Consider the following 26,766-nt stretch of genomic DNA (forward strand, 5'->3'; position numbering starts at 1 on the left):
CCCTATTAAGATTATAAAGTTATTTGGTCATTAGGATTAGACTTCTTTTCTCCGTCTTGCTTATTTGTATCGTCTTTCTTCTGGTTGTCCTGAACTTCATCATTATAGTACTGGACGCTTGTAAGAGCTCCTTCATCGACCATATTATTATCTGATGTATCGTAAGGATCTGGATGTCCTGCTGCCGTTAAATCGGATCTTTGATGTTTTTGTGAGTCTATGTAAGCATTCACTTTAGATTTTGTATTATTAAAAGCCACTACTGCTTTCTCACGATTTTCTTTCTTACTGAAATATGCATACGCTCCTGCCGCTAATCCTGCCAATAATAGTGATTTGTTTTTTGCCATCCTAATTACCTCCAAGGTTTTCTATATATAATGTATATACCCACTATTAAATAAGTTAACACCTTAACAAACTAATTCTTTAGAGGTATATGATTTTTATGCTTGATTACCCATCTTATATTACAGTTTGATATCTAAATGATTTTAATTGTATATATATGTAGAAGATTATAGTTATTTTTGTTATGATTACAAAAAGAATCTAGAGGTGATTTCAAATGATTAGAGCGACTACGTTAGATGACATTCAAGTAATTCAACAGATCGCAAAGGTCAGTTGGAACGATACATACAAGAATATTATACCTAATGACATACAAACTCTTTTTCTAGAAAAGGCTTATTCCCCTATGATGATTGTGAAGAGAATAGAGAAAACTATCTTCTTAATCGCTGAATATGAAGGCAATCCCATCGGTTTCGCTAACTTTACTTATACGGACGAAGATGGAGATGCAGAACTAACTGCTATTTATGTGTTACCTGAATATAAACAAAGTGGATATGGAAAAAAACTATTATTAGCTGGGCTAAACCAAATGCCAGCTGGACGACAATTATTTGTTTACGTGGAAAGCTTAAATGATAATGCCCGTCAATTCTATGAAAATTTTGGCTTCGAATGTTTAGAAGAATTCGATGAATATTTTGAGGGACATCCTTTATCTACCGCTAAATACGTATATCTATTGAAAACACCGGCCTTATAGGTCGGTGTTTTTGTTTGTTAAAGTGACTTTTCAGTTGTATAGTATTCCTCTTGTATTTGAACTGGTGGTTTGCGAACGAAACACATGATAGCCGCAATATACAATAGAATTGATGTTAGCGATATTACACCAGCAAAAAGACCTGCAAGGATGAACATAATTCCTGCTAACTTCGGGTTTTTATTTTTGGAAATAGACATGATTCCGATAATATTTAGGATTAGACTAATGACAAGAATAATTATAAATACCCAACCAAATATGCTAAATGCATCGATTGCTAAACTCATATTATCATTTATCAATTGTTGGTCAGTTTCCGTAAATGTAGGCTCATTCGAAATCGTACTCTCAAATTCTTTTTTAAATTCTTCATCTTTCAATATGCTGCTTCCACTTACCACTAAAACTGTTACTAAAATAATACTAAGTAATGTCATAATTGCACTAATAACACTTAATACCATTTCTCCTGTACGTGACATAGAATTCAGTCCCTTCATTTTTACACTTCTTATCATTCTACGATTAATAGTTGAAAAGGTTTCGTATAATTTTAAAATCCCCTTCATAAAATAATTTAAACCTGTTTAAACTTTTATAAACCCGGGTAATATTTAACTATCAACATAAAAAGAGAGGGTGGAATTTATGGAAAAAGAGATAATTTTTAACCAAGCAGATTTCCTTTATACGTTAGCAGGTGCATCGGTATTAACAGGAATTTTAGTATTTTTCACACAAATTTAATAATGCTATTATAAAAAGGCAATCCTTTTCTAAATAGAAGCGGATTGCCTTTTTATTATGAATTATACAAATCTCTTTTATGCTTTTACGTCATCATATTCGTTAGACTTTGAGAAGGCTGCCACTACGTATGAGCAAACCGGCTCCATCTTTAGCTCCTGCTCTCTTGCATAAGAAGCAGCGCTATCTAATAACTTTTTGGCAACCCCTTGTCCTCTCAGCTTATCCGATACATATGTGTGATCCATCACCATGACATCTCCAAGTAACGTCCAAGTAATTTCGCCTAATCTTTCCCCGCCTTGTATATATTGAAACGCATATACATCGTTTCCTAATTCTTTAAATTCAAATTCCATCAATAACCACTCCTTTTCTGAATTTTAGCACATTTATTTATTGATTGACAACGGACGCAACTTAGCTTCAATTTCCACTCTTCTCATTTCTAGAAAAGGTGGTAGTGCTAATCGTTCTCCCAAGCTATCCATTTGTTCATCTGTATCGAATCCTGGCTCATCGGTAGATAATTCAAATAGAATGCCATTTGGTTCTCTGAAATAGATTGCCTTGAAATAGTATCGGTCTACTAAACCAGAAGTGGTAAAGCCATTTTCACGTAAGCGCTCCTCCCATTTTGGGTAATCTTCCATTGAAGGAATTCGGAATGCTACATGATGTACACTACCCCTTCCAGGTCGCTCCATTGGTAAATCTGTACGTGTCTCGATATGAACTTCTCCACCTGGACCGCCTTTTCCCGTCGTATAAACTTGAATATCTGGCATGTCCAGTACCTCCGATGGGTAGGAACCAGCTAACTCAAATCCAAGTATTTCTGTTAAGACCTTTTCAGTAGGTGCTAATTTTCTAACTGTAATCTTTACGGGACCTAAACCAACAATTGCATTGTCCGCTGAAATCTCCTCTCTAACCCATGCTTCGCCATAAGGTATTCCAGCCCCGTTGTCGACCACTAACATAAGTCTTGCCCCTTCAAAATCTTCAAAGTAAAGTGTTTTACGACCAAACCTTTCTATAATAGAATCATGTGGTACATTAAATTTTTCAAATCTACTTTTCCAAAAAAGTAGGGCTTGCTCGTTTTTGACCCGGAAACTTGTATTGCTAATACTAGATACACCAGGATATGTTCTTCCTGCATTGGGTATGTCAAAGTAAGTCATGTCTGTTCCTGGCGTACCTACAGCATCTGCATAAAACAAATGATAAGAAGAAGGATTATCCTGATTTACACTTTTCTTCACTAATCGCATTCCTAATATTCTTGTATAAAAGTCATGATTTTTATCAGCGTCTCCAGTAATTGCTGAGACATGGTGGATACCTGCTAATTTCATTTCTTTACCTCCTCATTATTTTATCTTGAAGTCGAGATATATTACTTCCATGATAACAAATCCTTGTATTTTGTGCAAATAAAGAGAACAAGGCTTTAAAAAACTCAGTCCAGGGTCTTCAGCTCACACTGTTCCCACTACAGTCACGGCTCTTCGCTCCAATCAACTAGATCCACTTTATATAATCGCTAATTGTATATAAAACCACATAAGTATAGGTGCATTTTCTTAAAATAAATTTTGAACAAAACAACGCCCTCCTATCTATTTAAGAAGGAGGGCTCATACATTAGTTAAAAATAGAACGAATCGAATCTATTAGATTCGTAAAGAAGTTTTTGACACCTTCCCAAAATCCTTCATTATCGACTATTTTTCCAATCTTGTCTTCAATTGTTTTACTTAAATCATTCAGTTGATCTGACCATTGACTGAAATCGATATCTAATTGACGAATACGGTCCATTAAATCGATCAACAGCTGACGATCCTTTTCCGAAAGCTCAATTTTTAGATTAGCTAATTGCTCCGAAACAATTTTTTCCACCTCTTCACGAGAAACTGGATTTTGTTCTGCAATTTGCTTTTTAATCTCTGTTAGTAACTCACTCACTTTTGCCTCATCAATACCTGCATCTTTTGCTAGATTAGTAGCAATAGATAGTTCGTCATTGGCCACATCTGTACGTTCGGGATCAAGTTCTTCCCCCGAAACCTCATAGGCTTTATATATCCCTACTAGTGCTGAATGACCCGTTACAGGCTTAGGTGCAGCAATTTCTACTACTGCGTCCTTAATGCCCGCAGTTAGCATTGCATTTGCATACATCTCGGATGTTACTTCTGTAATATTATCCGGTGTAACTATGCTTATCACTAGACCTTTACCAGCGTCTTTTCGAGTGATCTTAGCAGAAGAGAACATTCTTGCAGATGCATCTCCGTCTTGTAAATATGTTGCTAAATCTTTGCCAGTTACTTCTATTTCTTGAACATCTGATTTATCCGTTATTTTTAAGCTCTTTTTTACACTGTCTTTTTGCTCAGCAGTTAAATTTCCACCATATACGATGATAGGTGCACCAAATTTTTCATTTACAACTTCTTCTTCAGTGGAGCCATCTGAGTCTGCTAATGAATAAGTAGGCGCAATAACCATACCTATTAATAACATTGCTGTAATGAATGGCAATAATAATTTCTTCATACTATTTAACCCCTTTCCTTTCTCTTCCATTCCTTCAATAATACGAAAATAGGAGTAAAAAGTTCCGACTAATCGATTCTTTTTACTCCGTATGAACTACATTTTCAATTGTGTCCAACCATCTTCTTGAACAATTTTTTTATCTTTCATAAGTTTACCTAGGGCGCGTTTGAAAGCAGCTTTACTCATACTGAACATTTCTTGAATTTCATCTGGAGAAGACTTATCTGTGAATGGCATTTTACCACCAACATCATTCAGGTAACGGAATATAGATTCTGCATCGTCTCCTAGACGTTCATGTCTACGTGGCAAAAGGGAACCATTCAAAGATCCATCCTCTTTCACGTCAATAACCCGTACTGTTAAATCTTCACCTAACCGCGGTTCATTAAAGCGTTCTGACTCATGTACAAAAATTCGATAGTTTTCAGGAAAACTTAACAAAAACGTACCTACAGGAAGCAAGCGGTATGCACGTGCTTGTAGATTTTGATTGAATAATGTCGTTGGTGCATCTATATATAGCTCTTCTACTCGGTCCTCAGTTGCTAATCGACCGAATAACTCACCATCTTTATCGGTACGGAGTGTCATATATAAATGATCTCCAACAGCAGGCCATAGTTCTTTTATTTTTGGAAGATCATCTTCTTTAACCTGAACTTCCTTAGAAGTACCGATATCAACAAAAACACCATCTCTATCGACTACTTTAATGACACGAGCCCATCCGTATGTGCCTTTTTGAATAGATGGAAGCTGTGTTGTGGCAGATAGATTTCCACGTCTGTCCACAAATAAGAATGCTTCTATTGTGCCGCCTACCTCTACGCCCTCTGGTGCTTCAGATGCATTTAACGGAATATCCATTCCATCATATGTTAAAATCCATTTCGATCCGTCCTGTTCTTTCACTTGTAACTTTACTATTTCTCCTGATGCTGTTCCTATCAAAATTACCGCTCTCCTTCTCACCAAATATGGTATCGATCTTTACTCGCTTCTTCTGAATTATATATAAAGTGATTAGACTGCAAAAAAGGTTATGCTACTTCCCTATAGCCGATTCATATAAATCATAAACTCTATTGTAAACTCATACACACAAAAGATTATATTCTACTTTTTGTGTTAAAACTCAACCTCTATCATTCCCAAAGATTGTATGTATCATGTGGTATTCCTTTAAACAACATTTACAAGGTTTGCTCACTTTCTGGTTCTTGTAATTCCATTAACTTGGATTGTAATGCTGGATTTTCCTCTAAAAATAATACCAAATCTGCAATACGGTCGATGGAGTTCCAACTTAAATGGTGTTCAATTCCCTCTACGTCATTGTAAATATTCTCTTCCTTTACGCCAATAATTCTCAAGAAATCTTCTAAAAGTTCATGTCTTTTTACTAATTTTTTTCCGAGCTTCATTCCTTTTGCCGTAAGAGTTAACCCGCGATACTTTTCATATATTAAGAAGCCATCTTTATCAAGTTTTTGAACCATTTTGGTTACGGAAGATGGTAATACAGACAATGCTTCTGCAATATCAGACACACGAGCATATCCTTTTTGCTCTATCAACAAATAAATTTGTTCAATATGGTCTTCCATGCTTGGTGTTGGCATATTTATCTTCCTCTCATCTTTGCTCTATATATTTTACTACAATAAAGACCCTATCACAATTCTAGATATTTATTCCTATATTTTGGAGGGTGCAAACGCCTATGTTAGCCCCGAAATGCGTTGGAAGAATTGGAATAAGGCGCTCTTTGCCAAGTAGAAGTCAGTCTAAGTTCGCGACATCGTGTCGCAACGACTCAAGGGGCTAAGCGCTAGAACTAGTCAAAGTCTGAGTAAATAGCATTTATCTATTAATATTTAAACAGAGGAAAAACCTTATCGAAAAAAGACAAGGTTTTAGTGACGATGCGGGTACTTACCCACAACATAGATGGAGTGGATAATTCTTTTGTTGATCCATTCTAAGTTTTCTGCTGTATTTAAGCGCTCAAAAACGGCTATTCTTCCTTTTTCTGTTGTAACGTAATGAGCAGGTAATGTATTTAAACTCAAAGCAATAATATCACGTTCGCATTGTTCGCATTTGCAAAAGGTTTGATACTCGGACCCTCTCATCATCACTCTGACAAGGCTATGAACTATTTCTTGCATCACATTAGTAAGCAATGATAACACTCCTTTCATGCATATAAAAAGTGAAGCATGTTTAATACTATACCCAAACGGGTAAAATTTAAATATCAACAAGACTTGATAAATTAAATAAAGAGAGGAAGATATGAAATGGTTAGAATTTTATGGGGAATTATCGTAGTATTAATCGTACTTTGGCTACTTGGTTTAGTATTAAAGATTGGCGGCGGATTTATTCATGCACTACTAATCATTGCGGGTATCATTTTTGTAGTTCAACTAATCAGTGGAAAACGATCACTATGAAGAAAGGTGTTGCCTAAACGGCAACACCTTTTATTTTTTCATTGATATTCAAATTGAAATTTTAAATAGAATCTTGAGATTCCCTGACTTTGGCATATATGCATGTGTCCCTCAATTTTTCCCCATCGGCAGATAAAGAATCATTTTGAAGTATGCCCTCCAACTTAAACCCAGCTCTTTCGGCTACAGAGCGACTTCGAACATTTTCACTATCACAACGAATTTCTACTCTATTGGCCAGTAGTTCCTCGAATGCAAATTGTGTTATGCGTTCACATGCTTCTGTCATTAAGCCTTTCCCCTCAAACTTACTATCAATCCAATAGCCAATTTCAAATTTCCGAACGTCCCAGTCAATTCGATGCAATCCAGAAGCACCTACAAATTCTCCTGTTTCCTTTAAATACAATTGCAGGCGTAAATCCTTTCTAGTTATAAAGTCGGCAACTGCTTGACGTATATTCGTTGTAATTTGCTCCAATGACTGCTTTTTTTGGGCCCATGGCATCCATTCTTTCAGTGCAGCATCCGAATTGACTACCGCCTTCCAAATTTCATCCGCGTCTTCTACCTTTGGAGCTCGTATCAACAATCGTTCTGTGTAAAACTCCTCCGCAAAGGTTAGCTCTTCTTTAGCAGGATAAGTCTTAGGGAAATCTTCATCCCACTTCACGGGAGTTGCAGTTCCTTTTAAGAAATCTTCTCTCGTTAGACCATACGTTACAGCATCGTAATAGGAACTCTCTTTAGGAGAAAACCATGCTTGTCGAAGTTGTGCTTCTTTTACAAATCCAGCTCGTTCAAAAGTTTTGCGCATTGCAAAGTTATCCTGTCTTGTATGTCCTTCTAAACGAATTTTCGCTTCTGGTAGTTGGAATACATACTCAGCTACAAGCTTTAATGCCTCCGGTCCGTATCCACTACCTCTCGCATGATCTGCAATTCGCAAGTCAAAAAGAGGAATTTCATCTCGTAGGTCATAAATTTTTACGAAACCAACCTTTTCATTTGTTTCATTTTCAATCCAAAAGGTTTTAACTTCATCCGATTGATATCCGCCTTCTTCAATCGTTTTTTCGATTAGTTCTCTTGCTGGGTGTGAGTTTCCATGATACGGCCAACTATTCGTCGTCATGAAGTGGATCAGTTGTTCTTGTTCTTCCATCGTCCATTCCGTAAGCTTCATTTTCCCGCCTCCGTACACGCTATTTATTTATCCTTATAAGTCTTAATGAATTAAGCACTACCAATAGAGTAGCCCCCATATCTGCAAAGATAGCAATCCATAAAGTTAACCATCCTGGAATAATGAGTAGCAATGCAATTATTTTTAATCCTAATGCAAACATAATATTTTCTTTGATAATATGCAATGCTTTTCGACTTAATCGGATTGTATAAGGTAACTTATCTAGGTCATCAGCCATTAAAGCCACATCCGCTGTTTCAAGTGCCGCATCTGTTCCTGCTCCACCCATCGCTATACCAACTGATGCAGCTGCTAGTGCAGGAGAATCATTAACACCATCTCCAACCATTGCAACCGTGCCGTACTCTTCTTTTAATGCTTTTATGGCAAAAAGTTTTTGTTCTGGCATTAACTCTGCTTCTACGTCCGTCAGACCTAGTTTTGTTGCGATAGCGTTTGCCGTACGTTTGTCATCTCCTGTTAGCATGACAGTATGCTTTATCCCTGCTTTTTTCAGTTGCTCTAACACATTTACACTAGTTTCACGGATTGGATCTGCTACAGCTATAAACCCTTGATATACACCATCTGCCGAAGCTAGCATGACTGTATTACCCTCCGTTTGTAACTGTTCAATTTTAGTAATGACTTCATAGGAAACAGTGCTGATAGTAGAAATCCAACTAACACTTCCAACTGACCATTTTGTTCCGTCCACTATACCCTCTGCCCCTTTGCCAGTGACAGATTGAAAATGCTCGATTTCTACACTTTGAATATGCTCTTTTGCACCATATTTTACAATAGCCTTTGCCAATGGATGCTGAGAGTAGATTTCAATGGACATTACTTTTTGGATAAAGTCTTTTGGTGCATCTGCTTCTACATGCGTTACCTCTGGATACCCTTTGGTCAGCGTGCCAGTTTTGTCAAATGCAATTGCTTGAAGTCGACCAATCTCTTCTAAGTGAATACCACCTTTGATTAATACACCTTGTTTTGCTGCATTTCCGATTGCCGTAACAATGGCAACGGGAGTTGATACTACTAACGCACATGGACAACCCACAACTAATACCGCAAGCCCTTGGTAAATCCATGTTTGCCAATCTGCTCCGAACAACGGAGGAATTATAGCCACTAATATAGCAATCATGATAATTGCAGGTGTATAATATTTTGCGAATTTATCTACAAATTTTTGAGAGGGTGCTTTTTCCGCTTGCGCCTCTTCAACAAGGTGTATGATTTTTGCAATTGTTGTATCTTCTACTCTCTTCGTCACTCGTACTTCAAGTGATCCTTCTTCGTTTAACGTACCAGCAAATACCTCATCGTCTACCGATTTCATAACTGGTAATGATTCACCGGTGATAGACGCCTGGTTGATTGTAGAAGTACCTTTCAGTACAATTCCATCCATTGCAATTTTTTGCCCTGGTTTTACAATTAGTACATCGTTTATTTGTATAAAATCTGTATCAACTTCTATTAACTTTCCATCTTTGCGGATCGTTGCAGTAGGTGGCGCAATATCCATTAAATGACTGATGGATTGACGCGCTTTATTCATCGAATAAGCCTCTAAAGCTTCACTCACCGCGAATAAGAATACTACTACCGCTCCCTCGCGCCACTCTCCAATAATTGCTGCACCAATAATAGCTATAGTCATTAACGACTTCATATCGAAGTAAAAACGAGATAAATTGGCTAACCCACCTCTAAATAAATCGAAGCCTCCTACTACTATAGAAATCATGAATAACCCTATAGAAATTGGGTGTGCTTCCTCATAAGTGAACGATGCGATAATCCCTATAACTAGAAATACAAATGAAATAACCGTGAGTATATTTTCTTTCCGTTTGAAAAAAGGAATTTTTTCTAATTGACGTTGTTTGACTGTAGTCACTTTTATGCCATCAAACGCACCGGCTTTTTCAATATCCCCTATTGTTGCTTTACCAATGACCGATACTTTAGAAGCACCAAAGTTAACTGTTGCATCCTCTACATCAGGAAGTTTTTTTATATTTTGTTCAAATTTCATGGCACAATTGGCACATGAAAGATTTTCTAATCGATATTCTTGTTTAGCTACTTTTACCATCCTTTTCACCTTCTTCTATTGCATGTTCATATGCGATTTTTACTAACGCGTTCACATGATGATCTGCTAAGGAATAATAAACTTGTTTTCCCTTACGTGTTGATTTAGCAAGGGATAAGTCTCTTAAAAATCGCAAATGATGAGATGCTGTAGCTGTAGATGAACCTATAATCTCACCCACATCACAAACGCAAAGTTCTTCCTCTATTGTTAATGCAAATGCTATCTTCAATCTTGTTTCATCTGCTAGTGCTTTAAAGATTTGAGCTGCTGCTCCTAAATCTGGTATTTGGTTCTTTATGGAAAACACTATGTCTTCGTTCACCTTTGTTACTTCACACATATCCTTTGTCTGCATATTTCCACCTCATTCAAATGATTGTTTGATTGTTATATTCAGTATATGTTCAGAATATTTAATATGCAACTTATTCTAATGAGTATTTGAATGTTTTTACTACTTTAGTTTTTATCGCTTAAAAACAGGGTAACTTTTACTCTTCATTTCCTCATAATATAAAAAAACAGCCGAAGATAAACACCTTCGGCTGCCAATTTTAGTTTGCTTTTAATATTAGTTCATATCCTTCTTTGATGTCTCCGTCTATTACTGTAGTGTGATAGTTTCCTTCTGCCCAGTCATCTACTTGGCTATGATACCACTCGGATTTCATATGACCGCTTTGTCCCGGCCCTACGATGTGATAGGCCTCATTTAAATCAGCCAAATCTGCTACAAATCGCCAGGACGCTCCGTGGTCCACTTTTCCATCCTCTCCAAAACCGGCTGCTTGCACGGTAATATTGGATCCCCCTATAGGAACTGGGTCTGGATTTAAGAGATAAGCCAAGATTGGAGAGGCCCCTCCCAGTGGATGATCAAATGTTAACTGGTGGTAATCTCCCCACTTCCATTTCTTTTCATTTGAACCAAACTCCTCGGATATTTCTTCGGTTGCTTTCACAAATGAGTCATATACCCACTTGTCTACACCACCGTATGCTTCTAACCAAGAACTTTGTTCATTATTATAGCCTTTTCGTAATAATTGATCTGAAATATTACCTTTTCCTGGCAACATCGAATATACATCCTTTGGCATTTCTTCCTCGAGTAATGTCTGAGGTAACTCCTTCATCCATTTATGAAAAACTAGCGGAGCAGCTTGTTCTTTATCATCTACCTGATTCCACTGCTTCACTAAGGAAAGGATTTCTTTATATTCACCCTTGGTATCTAAGTTTTCAACTGATCCAAGCATCTGTGTCAAGAATTCTTTAGCGTATAGATTCGTTTGATCCATCTGTAAATCCATCATATCTTCTTTTGTGAAATCCGATTTGCTCTCCAGTACTTCAGCAATTCGCTCATACCGATATGATTGAGCCCAAAAATCAGTAATATGGTATGGATAGGAATCATCTACGACCTCATTATTTGCTGTCGCTATATAGCCTTCCTCTGGGTTCACAACAACTGGAAGCTCGTTATAAGGAACAAATCCTTGCCAATCGTATTCCGCCGAGTCTCCAGGAACAGGCAATTGGCCATCCCCGGTCTTTCTTAAAGGTATCTTCCCATTTGCTTTATAGGCAATGGTCCCATCTTTTGCAGCAAATACAAAATTTTGAGCTGGTGCATGGAAGTCTTCTAGTGCTACTTCAAATTCTTCCCAATCAGCAGATTTATTCATTTTTAAGATTGCTTGTAATTCAAGTGTTGGAGCTAACGCAGTCCATTGCATGGAAAATAACGCTGATGCTTCTTCCTCTTTGAATACGACATCTGAAATAATTGGGCCATGCCGAGTCACCACTACTTCAAAAGGTATATCCTCCTGTCCCTTTACTTTAATAGGTGAATTACGAACCTCTGCTTGCTCCCATTTCCCCTCATATAAGAATTGGGTCCGATCCTCTGGGTTTGGTGTTTCAATATAAAGATCCTGCACATCCGGCCCTACATTGGTTACTCCCCAAGCAACATCTTCGTTATGACCAAGAATAATGCCGGGTATCCCAGCAAATATAACACCACTAACATTCTGTTCTGGTGATTCTAAATGCATTTGATACCATACAGATGGTGTGCTCAATCCCAAATGTGGATCATCTGCAAGTAGTGGAAGACCACTAGTTGTCTTGTCCCCACTCACAACCCAGTTATTACTACCGTTAAATTCATTTGGTAAAACCGATGAGTCAAAGTGACCACTTACATTTACTGGGTTACTTATATTCGCCTCTATAATCGATTTTGCATTCTCAGGATAAGTAATAAAAAGTTCCTTCGCCTTTTCTTCATCCAATTCATTTAAAGCCCAATGTCGTATTGCAAGTGTCGACCAATTTCCACCTAAGTCATATGCCATATACTTTCCAATTGCTAATGAGTCAGTTGGAGTCCACTCTTCTGGCTCATATCCAAGTAATTTAAACTCATAGCTTAATTTATTTTCTTCTTTCGCAAATTCGATAAAATCATTGACCCCTTCTGCATAGAACTCTAATACTTCCTTCGCTTCCTCACTATATCCATCATAAGATTTCTCAGCAGCATCACGTAAGCTAAAGGTTAAGAAAAACTTATCTGTATCTACCGCAGATTCTCCTACCACTTCTGCTAAACGCCCACTAGCCTGCCTTCTAGCTAAATCCATTTGAAAAAGTCTATCCTGTGCTTGCACAAATCCTTGCGCACGGTAAAGGTCAGCATCTGATTGTGCAGTAATATGTGGTACCCCATCTGCATCACGTACTACTTTTACATCTGCGTCTAGCACCTTCATTGCAAGTTCCCCTTCAATAATGGCTTTTGTGCTAGATAAATACAGGTTCAAACCTACAACGACAATAACTGCTAACACAACGATAGTACCTATAAGCCAAGCAGTTATTTTCCATCCTTTTCTCATATACCTTGCCCCCTTTGTTCCTTTACAGTATTCGACATTTCCTACTTTTTTCCTTCTATATATCTCGCTAGAATACAAATAGAGAAATAGGAAACCATCCCAAAAGACCTCTAGTCCCATCCTCAACCTTCACACAATTTTTTTTGGAGTGCTTCACGCTAAAAATGGTTACAATGATCGTTCAAACATATAAAAAAGGCCCATGAATAATTATATTCATGGACCTAGGCTTGTATTAATCTATATTTTCTCCAACAATTTTTACTTCTAACTCTAGCTCAACACCAAAGTTTTCTTTCACTTTTTCTTTCACCATTTCTATCGTGCTAATATAATCAGTTGCTGTAGCATTATTTTTATTGACGATAAAGCCTGCATGCTTCGTGGAAACCTCTGCACCACCAAAGCCTTTACCCTGTAAGCCACTGTCTTGAATGAGTTTCCCGGCAAAATAACCTGGTGGTCTTTTGAATACACTACCAGCAGAAGGATATTCTAATGGTTGTTTAGATTCTCTTTGAAAAGTAAGATCTGCAATTTTTGAGTCGATCTCTTCTTGACGCCCTTTTTCCAATAAAAATTCTGTCGACAATACATAATAGCCTTTTTTCGTAATAACACTCTTTCGATACCCTAGCTCCAATTGCTCTTTCGAAAGAACTAACTTTTCTCCAGATGGAGTTAGTACAGTACATTGCACAATTACGTCTTGAATTTCGCCACCATATGCTCCTGCATTCATCGCCATTGCTCCACCGATAGAACCGGGAATACCACAGGCAAATTCCAAACCAGTTAAGGATTCTTGTGCTGCCGCTTTTGACACATCAATAATATCCGCACCACTCTCGGCGATTACACGGTTACCATCTATTATAATATTATTTAAATTTTCCAGTCGAAGTACGATTCCTCTTACTCCACCATCCCGTACTACCATATTAGATCCATTTCCTAATAGTAGCATTGGTATATTATGTTCATAAGCATACTGCACAACAAAGGCTGCTTCATCCTGCGTGGACGGTGTGACAAACAAATCTGCCATCCCACCCATTTTTGTTACTGTATGCAAATTTAATGCTTCATCTATTTTAATATACTCCGGGTTTAACTTTTCACTTAAGTTTTCAAACCATTTTTGTTTACTCAAAGAGAGACAATCCTTTCTTCATTAACCTTGTATCCTTACATAGTATGCATTTTCACACATAATATATCAAGAGAAAATGCTATAACCATTCTTTAGACCAAGTCTCAATTCCTCCAACTACTTCTTTTAGAGCAAGACCTTTCTCTGTCAAGTTATATTCTACCCGTATTGGCACCTCGGAAAAGACAGTTCTTTCAACAATCCCCTCTTTTTCGAGTTCTTTTAGACGCTCTGATAACAAACGACCACTTATAGGAAGGGACGACTCAATCTCATTAAATCGTTTTGCTCCATCCATTAGTTGATATACGATTAGGGCAGTCCATCTTTTACCTAACAACTCCATTGCTTTTGATAAACGTGGACATAATAACGTTTCTTTCATCTGATTCACCTCTATTACCTTCTATTATATTCTTTTTTTCTTCTAAAGTAAAATTAAAGTAATTTAATTACTTGACGTAACTAATATATTAATCTATATTTAGTTACATAAAGTAACCAGATATTTGCTATTTGTAAAAGAAGGTAAACGAAATGATGGCAATATATATTACTTCGAAATAAAAACTCTTGATTTCGAAGTAATATTGTTTTATAGTTAGAATAACAACAAACTTAGGAGGAAATAAAAAATGACAAAATTTAATCTTGACGCAGCGCATTCTACGATCGACTTTTCCGTAAAACATATGATGGTTTCAAAAGTAAAAGGAGCTTTCACTAATTTCACAGCAGACTTAGAAGGTAATACAGAAGACTTAACAGGTGCTACAATTAGTTTTGATATCGACGTAAAATCTATCAACTCAAATAACGTAGACCGTGATAACCACTTACGTTCTGGAGATTTCTTTGATACAGAAACATACCCAAGCATCAAATTTGTGGCTACAGATATTAAGAAAAAAGACGATGGTGAGTACGACGTAACTGGCGACCTAACGATTAAAGACGTTACAAAACCAGTAACATTCGACGTTGAATATGGTGGTAAAGGTACTAATCCATGGGGGCAAGAAGTAGTCGCTTTCTCTGCTGAGTCTAAAGTTAACCGTAAAGAGTTTGGTTTAACTTGGAACCAAGCATTAGAAACTGGTGGCGTTCTAGTTGGAGAAGACATTAAAATTACTGTTGAACTTGAGTTAAACCCAGCTCAATAATCATCTCATAAGTACAAAAAGCTATCCTTTTGGATAGCTTTTTTGTTTTTATTATTAAATAACCTGAGTAAAAAATAAGCAATTAAATTAACTGAATATTAAGTGATATATTATATACTTTATATTGAGTAAAGAATGTGTTATTGTATGAATTATCTTATTTTCAGAAAGGACGGAATATTATGCCACAAATGCTAGCTTTGGTTATTGTTGTCGCTATTTTATTTATTGGAGACTTTGTCTCTATACGAACTAAAGCTTGGATCCCGTCTGTTTTCATAGCTGCCATATTGTTCATTCTTGGTTATTGGACATTTTTCCCTAAGGAAATCATTTCAATAGCTGGTGTGCCTCCAGTAGTTGCAACAATGATGATTTATCTTCTCATCACAAATATGGGTACACTCCTTTCTCTTAGACAATTAAAGGAACAATGGAAAAGTATATTAATTTCACTAGCTGGGATTTTAGGTATAATTATCGCATTATTCACAATAGGTACTTTACTATTCGGAGTTAAAACTGTTATCGTGGCTATTCCTCCATTGGTTGGGGGTGTGGTGTCAGCGCTAATCATGTCAGAAGGTGCTGCAAATGCAGGTCTTACCACTTTGTCGGTGTTTGCAATAGTCATATACGTTATGCAAGGATTCGCCGGGTATCCACTTACTTCAATTGTACTTAAAAAAGAAGGAAAAGAACTTCTTCAAAAGTTCCGCATCGGCGAAATTACTATTGCAGGACAAACTAAAGATGAAGTAGGAAAACCAAAAGAAGAACTCAAAATGTTTCGTAAATTGCCAGAAAAATATAATACCGACTACTTTAAATTGTTTCGTCTAGCTTTCGTCGGATTCCTTGCTTATGGGGTATCTACTCTATTAAACCCTATTCTAGAAATTAGTCCTTTCGTACTTTGCTTATTATTTGGGATTATCGCGGGAAGTATTGGTTTCTTAGAAAGAAACGTCCTTCAAAAGGCAAACAGTTTCGGTATTTGTATCTTAGTATTAATGTTATTTGTTTTTGATGCCTTGAAAAACGCTACACCTTCTATGATTATGCAACTGTTTTATCCACTTGTAGGAACAATTGTCATAGGTGTCATAGGAATGTACATATTCTCCTTCATCATTGGAAAAATTCTAAAAGTCAGCAAAAATATGGCCTTTGCAGTTTCATTGACCGCACTTTATGGTTTCCCTGCTGACTACATTATTACAAATGAAGTTATTAAATCTTTAACAGAGGATGAGAAAGAAAGAGAAGTTTTAACTAGTCACATGCTTCCTCCCATGCTTGTAGGAGGATTTATCAGTGTAACTATTGTTTCTGTTATTCTAGCAGGTATATTCGTAGGATTTTTATAAGACCGCTTACTGCTTACATAGAGAGCCAATCTAATAACCTTTTAAGTGCCGCATAATTTAAAGGAACCATAATAATATATAAAATCATATAAAAGTTAACGGGGGATCAGCATGATAAACAATAAAATAAAAGAATCCATTAAAAATAATAAGGAAGAATTAGTTCAACTTCGCAGAAAATTGCACAGCGAGCCTGAACTATCATTTGAGGAGTTCCAAACGACTCAGTTTATATGCGAGTATTTAGATAATCTTGGAATCTCTTATCGTAAAACGGAACCTACTGGAGTTATCGCGGAAATCAAAGGGGCAACAGGCGGAAAAACCGTTGCTCTTCGAGGCGATATGGATGCCCTTGCGATTCAACAACTTAATAAACACGTCCCATATGCCTCTAAAACTGAAGGAAAAATGCATGCATGTGGTCATGACGCACATACTGCTATGTTATTAATAGCAGCAAAGGCACTTTCAGCGGTAAAAGATCAGCTTTCTGGAAATGTACGCTTGTTATTTCAACCAGCAGAGGAAATAGCGCAAGGGGCAAAGGCTATGGTTAAACAAGGCGCAATGGATGATGTTGATAATGTATTCGGTATCCATATTTGGTCTCAAATGCCTACTGGTAAGGTTTCCTGTAATCCAGGTCCTTCCTTTGCTGCAGCCGATATCTTCAAAGTGACATTCAAAGGACGAGGCGGTCATGGCGCCATTCCAGAGGCTTGTATCGATGCAGCTCTTGTTGCTTCATCCTTCGTCATGAACGTTCAAACAGTTATCTCTAGGACGATTGATCCGCAAAGCCCTGCTGTTTTAACAGTTGGTAAAATGGTGGTTGGTACTCGATTTAATGTCATTGCGGAGAATGCCGAGATAGAGGGAACTGTCCGTACCTTCCATTCCAATACTCGCGATCATATTGAAAAGTCTATTGGCCAATATGCGGAAAGTGTTGCGGCTATTTACGGTGCAACCGCTGAGGTACAATATACAAGAGGCACAGACGCAGTAGATAATGACGAAGAAAGCGCTAATCTTGTCCAACAGGTGGCATCTGCTTCGTTTGGTTCAGACGTTGTCTATTACGAGAAGCCTACAATGGGCGGAGAAGATTTCTCGGAGTTTTTAACAAAAGCACCTGGTAGTTTTGCACTTGTCGGTAGCGGTAATTCTAAAAAGGACACAGAATGGGCTCATCATCACGGTAACTTTGATATTGATGAGGATGCACTTTCTACTGGAGCCGAACTCTATGCTCAGTATGCTTGGACATATTTGAATAAATAAAGATTTTAAATGCATTCGGATGGAGAAAACAGTTAGTAGTTTTCTCTATCTTTTTTTCATTAACTTTTATCTGACTTTTTAAACTATTTATATAAAAAATCGTATATACTTATGTAAAAGGCTTGGAGGGATATGTATGGAGGATTTTATAGGATTAGTTGCTGTAGTGATGGTTTTTTCCATACCACTGACTGCAATATGGACAACACATCTACGAAAGTCTCAAAAAGTGAAATTAATCATTGTAAAAGATGAAATTGAACTGGAAAAACTCAAATATAATAACTTTTTGCTCGAAACAGAAAAAATGCGAATGGATCTTCAGCACAAACAAGCTAACTTACTAGAAAGCTCAGATCCACTTGTTTTAGATTTACAAAAAAGTGCACAACAAGAGGCAAAAACTATATCTTCTTAAAACAATCGTGCTGATTTCATTTCTGCACGATTTTTTTTGAATGCTTATTTCCATTGTAACCCCTCTCATTCGCTACTTTAACAGTGCATCGATTACAATAGAAGTATTCTACTAAACGAAATAGGAGCTTACTATGCAAACATCTACTAAAGGATTCTTTCAACTACTCAAAAGTCTTAAATGGCCCGTCAAGATAACAATTATAGCCGTTGCTCTATCCTTGATAAGCACTGTTATTGGGTTAATCGTTCCACTTGTCACGAAGAATTTAGTTGACACATTAACTACTAGTTCTTTCAACTGGAAAATGATTGGAATATTGCTAGTCGTATTCCTTCTACAAGCGATTTCCGGTGGATTCTCATTTTATCTATTATCTTATATAGGAGAATTTATAGTTGCGGATCTTCGAAAAAAACTCTGGAGCAAAGTACTCCATCTTCCTGTCCCCTACTATGATCAAAATGAAAGTGGAGAGACGATGAGTCGTATTACACAGGACACGACTACTTTGAAATCTCTTATTACGGATCATCTAGTAAATTTTGTATCTGGGATTATTACCATTATTGGGTCGGTTATTATCCTATTTTTTATCGATTGGAAAATGACATTGATCATGCTTGTTAGTGTGCCATTAAGTATAGCAATCATGATGCCCCTTGGATCAATGATGCATAAAGTATCCAAATCCACACAAAAAGAAATGGCATCTTTTTCAGGACTTCTGGGCCGAGTGTTATCAGAAATTCGGCTAGTTAAATCTTATCGAGCCGAGAAAACGGAAACTATTAGTGGAAATGAAGCTATCCAAAATTTATATCGATTTGGCTTAAAAGAAGCAAAAATACAAGCTTTCATCTCCCCTTTTATGACCCTTATTATGATGGCCATTTTAGTCGTCATTTTAGGCTATGGCGGTTTGCAGGTATCTCAAGGAATATTATCAGCTGGTGATCTTGTTGCGATTATCTTTTACTTAGTAAATATTATTGTGCCTTTTGCACAAATGGCTACCTTTTTCACATCTTTCCAAAAAGCCGTTGGGGCTACAGAACGAATTCAAGAAATTTTCTATATGGACAGTGAAGCTGTTGAATTAGAAGCACCAAAACATTTAAAAGACGGTGTTATCACATTTGAAGATGTCCATTTCTCTTATGGTCCCGATAAGAAAATAATAGATGGCATTTCCTTAATAGCACATCCTGGAACTGTCACCGCCTTTGTCGGGCCTAGTGGTGGCGGTAAAACTACTATATTTTCCTTAATTGAACGGTTTTATGAACCCGATTCTGGAACCATCTTATTTAACGAGTCTCCTATCACCGACCTATCGTTAAATGCATGGCGCTCTAAAATTGGATATGTTTCTCAGGAGAGTCCATTAATGAGTGGTACTATTTTATCGAATATCACCTATGGTATGTCGACTATTCCTTCTATGGATGCAGTCATCGGAGCAGCGGCAGCAGCAAATGCTGCAGACTTCATCGATAATCTACCAGAAAAGTATGATACGCTTGTCGGAGAAAGAGGCATTAAACTTTCTGGTGGCCAGCGCCAACGTATCGCAATTGCAAGAGCCCTCTTGCACAACCCGAAAATATTATTACTGGATGAAGCGACCTCTAACCTTGATAGTGCGTCGGAGACATTAGTGCAAGAAGCACTCGAACGCCTAATGAATGGAAGAACTACCCTTATCATTGCACATAGACTAGCCACGATTATTCACGCCGACCAAATATTCTTTTTAGAAAAAGGAAAAATTACTGGTAGCGGTACACATGAAGAATTGCTTGCCCAACATCAGCTTTATCGGGAATTTACTCACGGACAAGGCTTGTCTTAATCACCTGTCATAATAAATAACAAAAAGAAGGATTAGAAAGTGACAAGGTCACTTTCTGCTCCTTCTTTTCTTATGATATTTGATTTTAGCGTAATATTTTTTCGAGATATCTAATAGTCGGTGTCAAACTCACAAAGAAGTAAAGCTCTCCTTGTAGAAGGTATACAAAATAATAGGTAGTAGAATTAATCCAATTTAAATATATTAACACTATTAGATCATGAAAGTTGAACTAAAATATGGGCATTATTTCAAACTTTTCATAACTTCTTTCATATTTTAAATTTTCTATGTATTACACTCTATAATATGGTATCTTATTTATAATTGGATTTGATTTCCTTTTATTGATTTAGAAGAGGGTGTGGGTTTTATGAACCTTGGGCAATTGATTAAGTTAGAGCGCCAGAGACAAAATATTAAGCAAGAGGCTTTAGCTTTGGGTATATGTGTTCCCTCTTACTTAAGCAGAATTGAAAACGGCTTAGTCATTCCAAGCGAAGATATAAAGCACCTTATTCTTATGCGGCTAAACATCTCGGCAGATACATTAACGAAAAGACCCAATGAAGAAAATACTACGCAGTTTAAAATACGGTTCAAGCAAGTTATAAATTCTCGAGATAAAGAGTTGGCTAAACAACTACTAGTTGATATTCACCTTCATATTACCGAACATCCCTTAGAAGCAGATCGACTTACACTGCTGTTATTGGAAGCTCGATTGATGCTTATGTTACCTGAGGAGTTGGAAATACAAAGGAATATAAATATTTTAGTAGATTTCAAAAAGGAAATGACAATAGAACAACTATTTTATTTGTACACAATTCAAGGTATTATTGCGTATCAAGATAATCAGTTTAGTCAGGCTTCTCATTTCTTTAAGGAAGTTTTTCAATTAATAAAAGGCTATCGTATGGAAGACTGGGAAATGGCTGAATTGCATTACATATCTGGATTATCTCTATTATCTGAGTCTCGTTACATACTAGCTATCGACTATGTGAAGGAAGCAATTTTTTATTTCAATCAAGAAATATTAATCGATCGATCCATTGAATGTTTAATGATTCTGGGGATTGCACAAAAGAATTCAGGTGTCTTAAAGGATGCTCTTGCTACTTTTGAGAAGGCAAAAGATATAAACCTGAAGATTGAATCCTCTGAGTTTAACGGGATGATTGAGCATAATCTGGGTTCATGCTACTCTTTGCAACTGCAATCTGACCAAGCCTTACAACATTTTTTTAATGCTCTGGATTCCAAACACAACCCAGAGGACAAGATTGTCACTATTCTATCTATACTTAAGGAATATCACAAAAATGGGGATTTACAGAATGCTTTAGTATGGTTGGAAAAAGGATTAGAAACTGTCCAATATGTAGGAGATAGTAAGAAAGATCTTTATACCAATCATTTTTCCGTATATGGAGCGATATTACTGGAAAACCAAGTGCTTATACCTATATTTAAGAAAAGCTTGGACTATTTCGAAGGAAAGCAAGATTATAAACATTGTATGATTTACTGCAACGTATTGGCTAAACGACTAGCTGAAACTAAACAGTATAAGCAAGCGTCCATTTACTATGAATTAGGATTCCACTATCATTTGAAACAATCAAAAGTATTTAGTTGGGAGGAATTGTCATGAAAAAAGTTGTATTTGGTGTTCTACTTTGTTTCGTCTTATTCACATTTCCAGTTCTAAGTTCAACCCATTCTACTGAGGACGACAAACCCAAAATTACATCTATTGGTGAGCTTATTTAATTGATTGATTGAAAAACTAAGGCACAAGATTCGATTTAGAATTTTGTGCTTTTTTAATTGTACGTAAACCCTTTTTTTGCATGCAAAAACGAGTCCTCTTCAATCGAAGGGCTCGTTTTAACTTTGAGCATTTTTATTCAACTGTCACTTCTTCGGCAATAATATGCTGACTGTATACTTCAACAAATTCCAAAGACTCTTCAATATTATCTACTAACTCAAAAACATCCAGAATCATTACAAGTCTGATCGTCGTATCTTCCCCAAAAATGTTTTTGTAAATAACATCTTTATAATGGGATTTCACTAGCTTATCGACATCCTCTAGCCTAACGGCACGTATGATATTAATAGTCTCTTCATAGATTTTATTAGACATAGAACCGGATAATGAAATGTGTTCAAACAACAATTTAACAGAAAAAATTTTATACATTACGCTCACCTCTTACTTATAACTTTAGTATGTGAGCACGTAGATTGCTAGATATTTCATGTGTGAATGTAGTGTTGTAAATCCAACATTAAACGTCTATTTTTGTTCTTGCTTTCCTAGATAAAATAACCTAGCTAATCCCTTTGTATTTGCTAGGTTATTTCTCTTCCATTTAAATATTAAACTGACTTTCATATAGCTCGGAGTAGAAACCTTTTTGTTTCAGTAGCTCTGTATGAGTCCCGATTTCAATTAATTCACCTTGATGAATAACTAAAATTCTATCCGCATTTTCAATCGTTTTTAGACGATGTGCTATGACAAAACTGGTACGGCCTTCTGAAAGTCTATTGAGTCCTTGTTGAATATCTATCTCTGTTTTCGTATCAATGCTTGAAGTTGCTTCATCTAGTATTAATATATCTGAGTCTGCTAAAACGGCACGAGCAATCGCTAATAACTGTCGCTGTCCTATACTTAAATTAGATCCATTTCCGGTAATCTGGGTATCATACTTATCAGGTAAATGCTTGATAAATCGATGAGCAGACGCTAGTTTAGCTGCCTCTATTACTTCGTCATCCGTTGCTTCTAGTCTACCGTATCGAATGTTCTCCAAAATGGAACCCGTGAAGAGAAAAGTATCCTGTAAAACAACCCCAATTTTTTCTCGAAGCTTGCTTATTTGATAATCGCTAATTGATCTCCCATCGATTTTAATATTTCCCGAGTCCAATTCATAAAAACGCATAAGCAAGTTAATAATTGTCGTTTTCCCCGAGCCTGTTGGACCTACTAAAGCAATTTTTTCACCAGCTTTTGCCTCGAAGCTAATATTTTTTAGAACTGGTTTTCCACTCTCATATGAGAAGTTAACATTGTTAAAAGTAACGTCTCCTTTTAAATGATCTATTGTAAGTGCGTACTCCTGATCCTGAATATCGGGAGCTTCATCCATTATTTCAAATACTCGCTCTGCTCCTGCTATAGCGGACTGAAAAGTGTTCAATAATGTTGAGAGCTGATTAATAGGTCTGAAAAATTGTCTAGAGTAATTTACAAATGCTGCAATTATACCGACAGTTGCCAATTCTTGAACAGTCATTAGAGCTCCAATTCCAATTATTAATGCAAGACCTAAATTGTTGATAAAGTTGTTGATAGGTCCTAAAAACCCCGACACAGTATCGGCAGCTGTTGCAGAACTGCGAAGTCGTTCATTTACAATCGAGAACTTTTGGATGTTCTTTTCTTCTTGACCAAAAAGGGTAATTACTTCATTGCCAGATATGGCTTCTTCTACAAATCCATTTAACTCACCTAAATCACGTTGTCTTTTGATAAAGTTGCTACTACTATAGCTGATAATCTTTTTCGTTGTGAATATAACTAATGGAACTACCAACAGTGACACAATAGCCAACACCCAGTTAAGTATAAACATAGCTATCGTAACACCTGTCACCATCATTACAGTTGAAATAATTTGAATCACACTTTGACTTAATGCGTTATTCAAACTTTCAATATCGTTCGTCACACGGCTCATAAGGTCTCCATGGGTACGTTTATCGAAAAACCGAAGAGATAGAGTTTGAAACTTTTCATATAGATCCTGGCGTAGTGACCGAATAGTTTTTAACGACACTCTAATCATTAAAAAGTTTTGTAGCCAAGTAAATGCAGCCGCCGCTGTGTACACAATTGCTAAGATCACTAAGTACCGTAACGTTCCATCCATATCCTTTGGAATTATAAACTCATCAATGGTTACACCTATCATGTAGGGAACTAACAAGTTTAATAGAGTAGAAATAATAACTAGTATGATTGATACTACAATTGCTATTTTCTGTTTCTCCATATATCGCCATATTCGTATAAGCGTTCCTTTTTTATCTTTTGCTTTCTCTACTGGCCCTCCAAATCCTCTTGGACCCGTTGCACGACCTATTGCATTAGATACCGGTGGAGCGGAAGTTTTACTCATATGAAAGGACCCCCTTTCCACTTTGCGTCGCATAGATACTGCGGTAAACCTCACTATTTTCAATCAGTTCATCATGTGTGCCACTGGCAACAATCATGCCGTCTTCCATTACTAAAATTCTGTCAGCATTAATAATGGAAGAGACTTTGGAAGATACGATGAATACAGTTGTATCAGGTAAATCATGTGTAAGTGCTTGCTGTACTTGCACTTCCGATATGGCATCTATCGCAGAGGTAGAATCATCTAAAACTAGTATTTTCGGTTTACGGATAAATGCACGAGTCATCGATAATCGTTGCTTTTGCCCACCCGAAAGATTTGTAGCCCCCTGCATAAGCTCATGCCCAAATCGTCCATCTACTTTGTTGATAAACTCGCTTGCAGCCGCAGAGTTAGCCGCTTTTTCCATGTCCTCTATAGTTGCCTCTTCTTTACCGAAGCGAATGTTTTCCTCTATGGATCCTGCAAATAACGTTGCCTTTTGCGGCACAAAACCAATTAAATCTCTTAAATTTTTAATAGAATACTCTTTTATATTTATGCCATTGATCATTACCTCTCCTAAATCCGGATCATACAATCGAGGGAGAAGTTTTATAAGTGTCGACTTTCCGCTTCCGGTCGGTCCAATAATTCCAATCGTTTCTCCACTATTCACATGAAATGAAATATCCTTTAATACATATTCTCCGTTTTTACTATAACTAAAATAAACTGATTTAAACTCAACTTCTCCCTTGAACTCGTTATTCGATAAAGGATTCACAGGATCAGTTATATCAATTTGAGTTTCCAATACTTGTTGAATTCGACGTGCCGAAGTAAACGACCTTGTAATTTGCATTAATACATGACTACTCGATACCAACCCGTTCATGATTATTGTTAAATAATTGATGAATGCTAAAATAACACCAACCTGCAGTGTTCCTTCATTTACTTTTATGGCCCCCATCCACATACCAACAACCACTCCAATATTAACGATGAATAGCAGCACTGGCATAAGCGTAAGAATGAGTTGTTCTGCCGACATATTACGCTTCGTTAACTCCTCGTTCACATGTTTGAATGCTTTTACCTCAAAGTTTTGTCTATCAAATGCTTTAATCACACGTATCCCTGCGAACGTCTCTTGAAGTTTTGTATTTACTTTATCCATAGCTTTTTGTACTTTCGCAAATAATTTCCCTGTTTTATACGAGAAAAAATAGATTAAAATCATCAAAATCGGAATTACTACCAATAACACTGGGAATAACTCTCTTGCTGTAAACCAAACAATCGCAACTGCTCCTATAAATAATAGTGGTCCTCTTACAAACACTCGAAGCGTCATCATAAGTGCCTGTTGAACGGCAGTAATATCATTTGTCACAATCGTTATTAGCTTACCTACACCAATATTGTCCATATTTTCACTGGAAAATCGCTCGGTCATTTTAAATACATCTTTTCGAATATCAGCAGCAAAATTCACAGCCGCTCTAGTACTATATATCGTACACCCTACTCCACCTATCAGCCCAATAACTGCGGTTACAAGCATTAACACGCCTAGTTTTATGACATAGGCTGTATCATCATTCGCAATACCATTATCAATAATATGTTGCATAATTGTCGGGGAAAGTAAATCCATGGCAACTTCAATGCACATAAACATTGGGGCTAATATTGCAAAAAGCATATATGGCTTTAAATAAGGAAGTAATTTCCAAAATGATTTCATAAATCTCACTCCCTAATAGTTATCTGTCTTTAATCGTTCCGTTATTTCTTTCATAAATGAGATTAGTCTTGGCGAATTTTCAGGAGTCGTTCGAGTTTGCTTTATCGCCTTTCTAAGCTCAGACTCCCATAAATCTATTTGTTCCTTTAGATGAATTGCTTCTTCAGATTTTTGCCAAATCCAACGAGCCTCCCAATTACTCCAGAATAGTCCTTCGTTACGGGTTTCAAACTCCTTCAATCGATTATTTCCCTTTTGTTGAATGATATAAGTTTTTTTTTCGGCTGAAGGTTCAAGTTTTATCAATTCCTGCTCCAGTAATTCCTGAAGTGCAGGGTAAACTGTTCCCGCACTTGCAGTATAATGTCCGCTTGATCTAATTTCTAATTCCTTCATAATCTGATAGCCATGCATCGGTGCCTCTTCTAATAAATGTAAGATAGCCAGTTGAACAAAACCTCTACGCCTTTTCATGTAATCCAACTCCTTTAACTATATCGATAATTTTAATCGATATATC

The 26,766-nt window shown here is 36.7% G+C and carries 27 protein-coding genes; 9 read left to right on the forward strand and 18 right to left on the reverse strand.

All coding sequences use genetic code 11. The features are described 5' to 3' along the window. Positions 1–11: 11 nt before the first annotated feature. Positions 12–350 carry a hypothetical protein gene (locus MHI47_RS17280; RefSeq protein ID WP_093537546.1) on the reverse strand — a complete coding sequence of 113 codons (339 nt, stop codon included), beginning with the start codon at positions 348–350 and terminating at the stop codon, positions 12–14. Between the two features lie 218 nt (positions 351–568). Between MHI47_RS17280 and MHI47_RS17285 the strand changes: the two genes are divergently transcribed. Continuing rightward, positions 569–1,060 carry a GNAT family N-acetyltransferase gene (locus tag MHI47_RS17285; RefSeq protein ID WP_340831652.1) on the forward strand — a complete coding sequence of 164 codons (492 nt, stop codon included), beginning with the start codon at positions 569–571 and terminating at the stop codon, positions 1,058–1,060. A 17-nt stretch (positions 1,061–1,077) separates the two neighbouring features. Here the strand turns inward: MHI47_RS17285 and MHI47_RS17290 are convergent, their stop codons facing one another. The 7 genes from MHI47_RS17290 to MHI47_RS17320 form a co-directional block, all read right to left on the reverse strand. Further along, positions 1,078–1,563 (reverse strand): DUF4064 domain-containing protein, encoded by a 486-nt coding sequence (locus MHI47_RS17290; protein WP_340831654.1) that lies wholly within the window; start codon positions 1,561–1,563, stop codon positions 1,078–1,080. 324 nt (positions 1,564–1,887) lie between these two features. After that, entirely contained in the window at positions 1,888–2,169 is a 282-nt protein-coding gene (locus tag MHI47_RS17295; protein WP_340763673.1) for a GNAT family N-acetyltransferase, read from the reverse strand. 33 nt (positions 2,170–2,202) lie between these two features. After that, the gene (locus MHI47_RS17300) at positions 2,203–3,171 is read right to left on the reverse strand and encodes a ring-cleaving dioxygenase (protein WP_340831655.1); all 969 of its coding nucleotides are present in this window, start codon (positions 3,169–3,171) and stop codon (positions 2,203–2,205) included. Between the two features lie 289 nt (positions 3,172–3,460). Next, on the reverse strand, positions 3,461–4,378 hold the full coding sequence (locus MHI47_RS17305) for a DUF1002 domain-containing protein (RefSeq protein WP_093537541.1): 918 nt from the start codon (positions 4,376–4,378) through the stop codon (positions 3,461–3,463). 96 nt (positions 4,379–4,474) lie between these two features. Then, positions 4,475–5,335: a CvfB family protein gene (locus tag MHI47_RS17310; RefSeq protein WP_093537540.1), complete on the reverse strand. Its 861-nt coding sequence runs from the start codon at positions 5,333–5,335 to the stop codon at positions 4,475–4,477. A 242-nt stretch (positions 5,336–5,577) separates the two neighbouring features. Further along, entirely contained in the window at positions 5,578–6,006 is a 429-nt protein-coding gene (gene mntR, locus MHI47_RS17315) for a transcriptional regulator MntR (protein WP_340763680.1), read from the reverse strand. Between the two features lie 294 nt (positions 6,007–6,300). Continuing rightward, positions 6,301–6,579: a late competence development ComFB family protein gene (locus MHI47_RS17320; protein WP_322788088.1), complete on the reverse strand. Its 279-nt coding sequence runs from the start codon at positions 6,577–6,579 to the stop codon at positions 6,301–6,303. Positions 6,580–6,687: 108 nt separating this feature from the next. On the opposite strand from MHI47_RS17320, the gene MHI47_RS17325 reads away from it, so the two are divergent. Then, on the forward strand, positions 6,688–6,843 hold the full coding sequence (locus tag MHI47_RS17325) for a lmo0937 family membrane protein (RefSeq protein WP_340831656.1): 156 nt from the start codon (positions 6,688–6,690) through the stop codon (positions 6,841–6,843). 61 nt (positions 6,844–6,904) lie between these two features. Here MHI47_RS17325 and MHI47_RS17330 read toward each other — a convergent pair whose 3' ends face one another. The 6 genes from MHI47_RS17330 to MHI47_RS17355 all read right to left on the reverse strand — a co-directional run bounded on the left by MHI47_RS17330 (position 6,905) and on the right by MHI47_RS17355 (position 14,598). Further along, positions 6,905–8,029 carry a GNAT family N-acetyltransferase gene (locus MHI47_RS17330; protein ID WP_340763683.1) on the reverse strand — a complete coding sequence of 375 codons (1,125 nt, stop codon included), beginning with the start codon at positions 8,027–8,029 and terminating at the stop codon, positions 6,905–6,907. 19 nt (positions 8,030–8,048) lie between these two features. Beyond that, a complete protein-coding gene (locus MHI47_RS17335; RefSeq protein ID WP_340831658.1) occupies positions 8,049–10,145 on the reverse strand; it encodes a heavy metal translocating P-type ATPase in 2,097 nt (698 codons plus the stop codon). Next, positions 10,129–10,503 (reverse strand): ArsR/SmtB family transcription factor, encoded by a 375-nt coding sequence (locus MHI47_RS17340; RefSeq protein WP_093537536.1) that lies wholly within the window; start codon positions 10,501–10,503, stop codon positions 10,129–10,131. The genes MHI47_RS17335 and MHI47_RS17340 overlap by 17 nt, the downstream gene beginning before the upstream one ends. 199 nt (positions 10,504–10,702) lie before the next feature. Beyond that, on the reverse strand, positions 10,703–13,060 hold the full coding sequence (locus MHI47_RS17345; RefSeq protein WP_340831659.1) for a penicillin acylase family protein: 2,358 nt from the start codon (positions 13,058–13,060) through the stop codon (positions 10,703–10,705). A gap of 235 nt (positions 13,061–13,295) precedes the next feature. Further along, positions 13,296–14,213 (reverse strand): UDP-N-acetylmuramate dehydrogenase, encoded by a 918-nt coding sequence (murB, locus tag MHI47_RS17350; protein ID WP_340831661.1) that lies wholly within the window; start codon positions 14,211–14,213, stop codon positions 13,296–13,298. 79 nt (positions 14,214–14,292) lie between these two features. Beyond that, a complete protein-coding gene (locus MHI47_RS17355) occupies positions 14,293–14,598 on the reverse strand; it encodes a winged helix-turn-helix transcriptional regulator (protein WP_093537533.1) in 306 nt (101 codons plus the stop codon). 250 nt (positions 14,599–14,848) lie between these two features. On the opposite strand from MHI47_RS17355, the gene MHI47_RS17360 reads away from it, so the two are divergent. The 7 genes from MHI47_RS17360 (at position 14,849) to MHI47_RS17390 (ending at position 22,085) form a co-directional block, all read left to right on the forward strand. Then, positions 14,849–15,376 carry a YceI family protein gene (locus tag MHI47_RS17360; RefSeq protein WP_093537532.1) on the forward strand — a complete coding sequence of 176 codons (528 nt, stop codon included), beginning with the start codon at positions 14,849–14,851 and terminating at the stop codon, positions 15,374–15,376. Positions 15,377–15,558: 182 nt separating this feature from the next. Next, on the forward strand, positions 15,559–16,746 hold the full coding sequence (locus tag MHI47_RS17365) for a hypothetical protein (RefSeq protein ID WP_340831663.1): 1,188 nt from the start codon (positions 15,559–15,561) through the stop codon (positions 16,744–16,746). 111 nt (positions 16,747–16,857) lie between these two features. Then, on the forward strand, positions 16,858–18,033 hold the full coding sequence (locus tag MHI47_RS17370; protein ID WP_340831664.1) for a M20 metallopeptidase family protein: 1,176 nt from the start codon (positions 16,858–16,860) through the stop codon (positions 18,031–18,033). Positions 18,034–18,169: 136 nt separating this feature from the next. Continuing rightward, positions 18,170–18,451, forward strand: a complete 282-nt coding sequence (locus MHI47_RS17375) for a hypothetical protein (protein ID WP_340763694.1) — start codon at positions 18,170–18,172, stop codon at positions 18,449–18,451. 133 nt (positions 18,452–18,584) lie between these two features. Beyond that, positions 18,585–20,306 (forward strand): ABC transporter ATP-binding protein, encoded by a 1,722-nt coding sequence (locus MHI47_RS17380; protein ID WP_340763696.1) that lies wholly within the window; start codon positions 18,585–18,587, stop codon positions 20,304–20,306. A 373-nt stretch (positions 20,307–20,679) separates the two neighbouring features. Continuing rightward, the gene (locus MHI47_RS17385; RefSeq protein WP_093537527.1) at positions 20,680–21,966 is read left to right on the forward strand and encodes a helix-turn-helix domain-containing protein; all 1,287 of its coding nucleotides are present in this window, start codon (positions 20,680–20,682) and stop codon (positions 21,964–21,966) included. After that, on the forward strand, positions 21,963–22,085 hold the full coding sequence (locus tag MHI47_RS17390; RefSeq protein ID WP_281249753.1) for a hypothetical protein: 123 nt from the start codon (positions 21,963–21,965) through the stop codon (positions 22,083–22,085). The genes MHI47_RS17385 and MHI47_RS17390 overlap by 4 nt, the downstream gene beginning before the upstream one ends. A gap of 133 nt (positions 22,086–22,218) precedes the next feature. On the opposite strand, the gene MHI47_RS17395 is transcribed toward MHI47_RS17390, so the two are convergent. The 4 genes from MHI47_RS17395 to MHI47_RS17410 all read right to left on the reverse strand — a co-directional run bounded on the left by MHI47_RS17395 (position 22,219) and on the right by MHI47_RS17410 (position 26,720). Then, positions 22,219–22,521 (reverse strand): DUF4288 domain-containing protein, encoded by a 303-nt coding sequence (locus tag MHI47_RS17395; protein ID WP_340770591.1) that lies wholly within the window; start codon positions 22,519–22,521, stop codon positions 22,219–22,221. A 172-nt stretch (positions 22,522–22,693) separates the two neighbouring features. Next, the gene (locus MHI47_RS17400) at positions 22,694–24,511 is read right to left on the reverse strand and encodes an ABC transporter ATP-binding protein (protein WP_340831666.1); all 1,818 of its coding nucleotides are present in this window, start codon (positions 24,509–24,511) and stop codon (positions 22,694–22,696) included. Beyond that, positions 24,504–26,246: an ABC transporter ATP-binding protein gene (locus MHI47_RS17405; protein WP_340831668.1), complete on the reverse strand. Its 1,743-nt coding sequence runs from the start codon at positions 26,244–26,246 to the stop codon at positions 24,504–24,506. The genes MHI47_RS17400 and MHI47_RS17405 overlap by 8 nt, the downstream gene beginning before the upstream one ends. A gap of 12 nt (positions 26,247–26,258) precedes the next feature. Further along, the gene (locus tag MHI47_RS17410) at positions 26,259–26,720 is read right to left on the reverse strand and encodes a PadR family transcriptional regulator (protein ID WP_340831670.1); all 462 of its coding nucleotides are present in this window, start codon (positions 26,718–26,720) and stop codon (positions 26,259–26,261) included. Between the last annotated feature and the right edge of the window lie 46 nt (positions 26,721–26,766).

Origin of the sequence: Psychrobacillus sp. FSL H8-0487, assembly GCF_038008385.1 — a bacterium.
GTDB classification, from domain to species: domain Bacteria; phylum Bacillota; class Bacilli; order Bacillales_A; family Planococcaceae; genus Psychrobacillus; species Psychrobacillus psychrotolerans.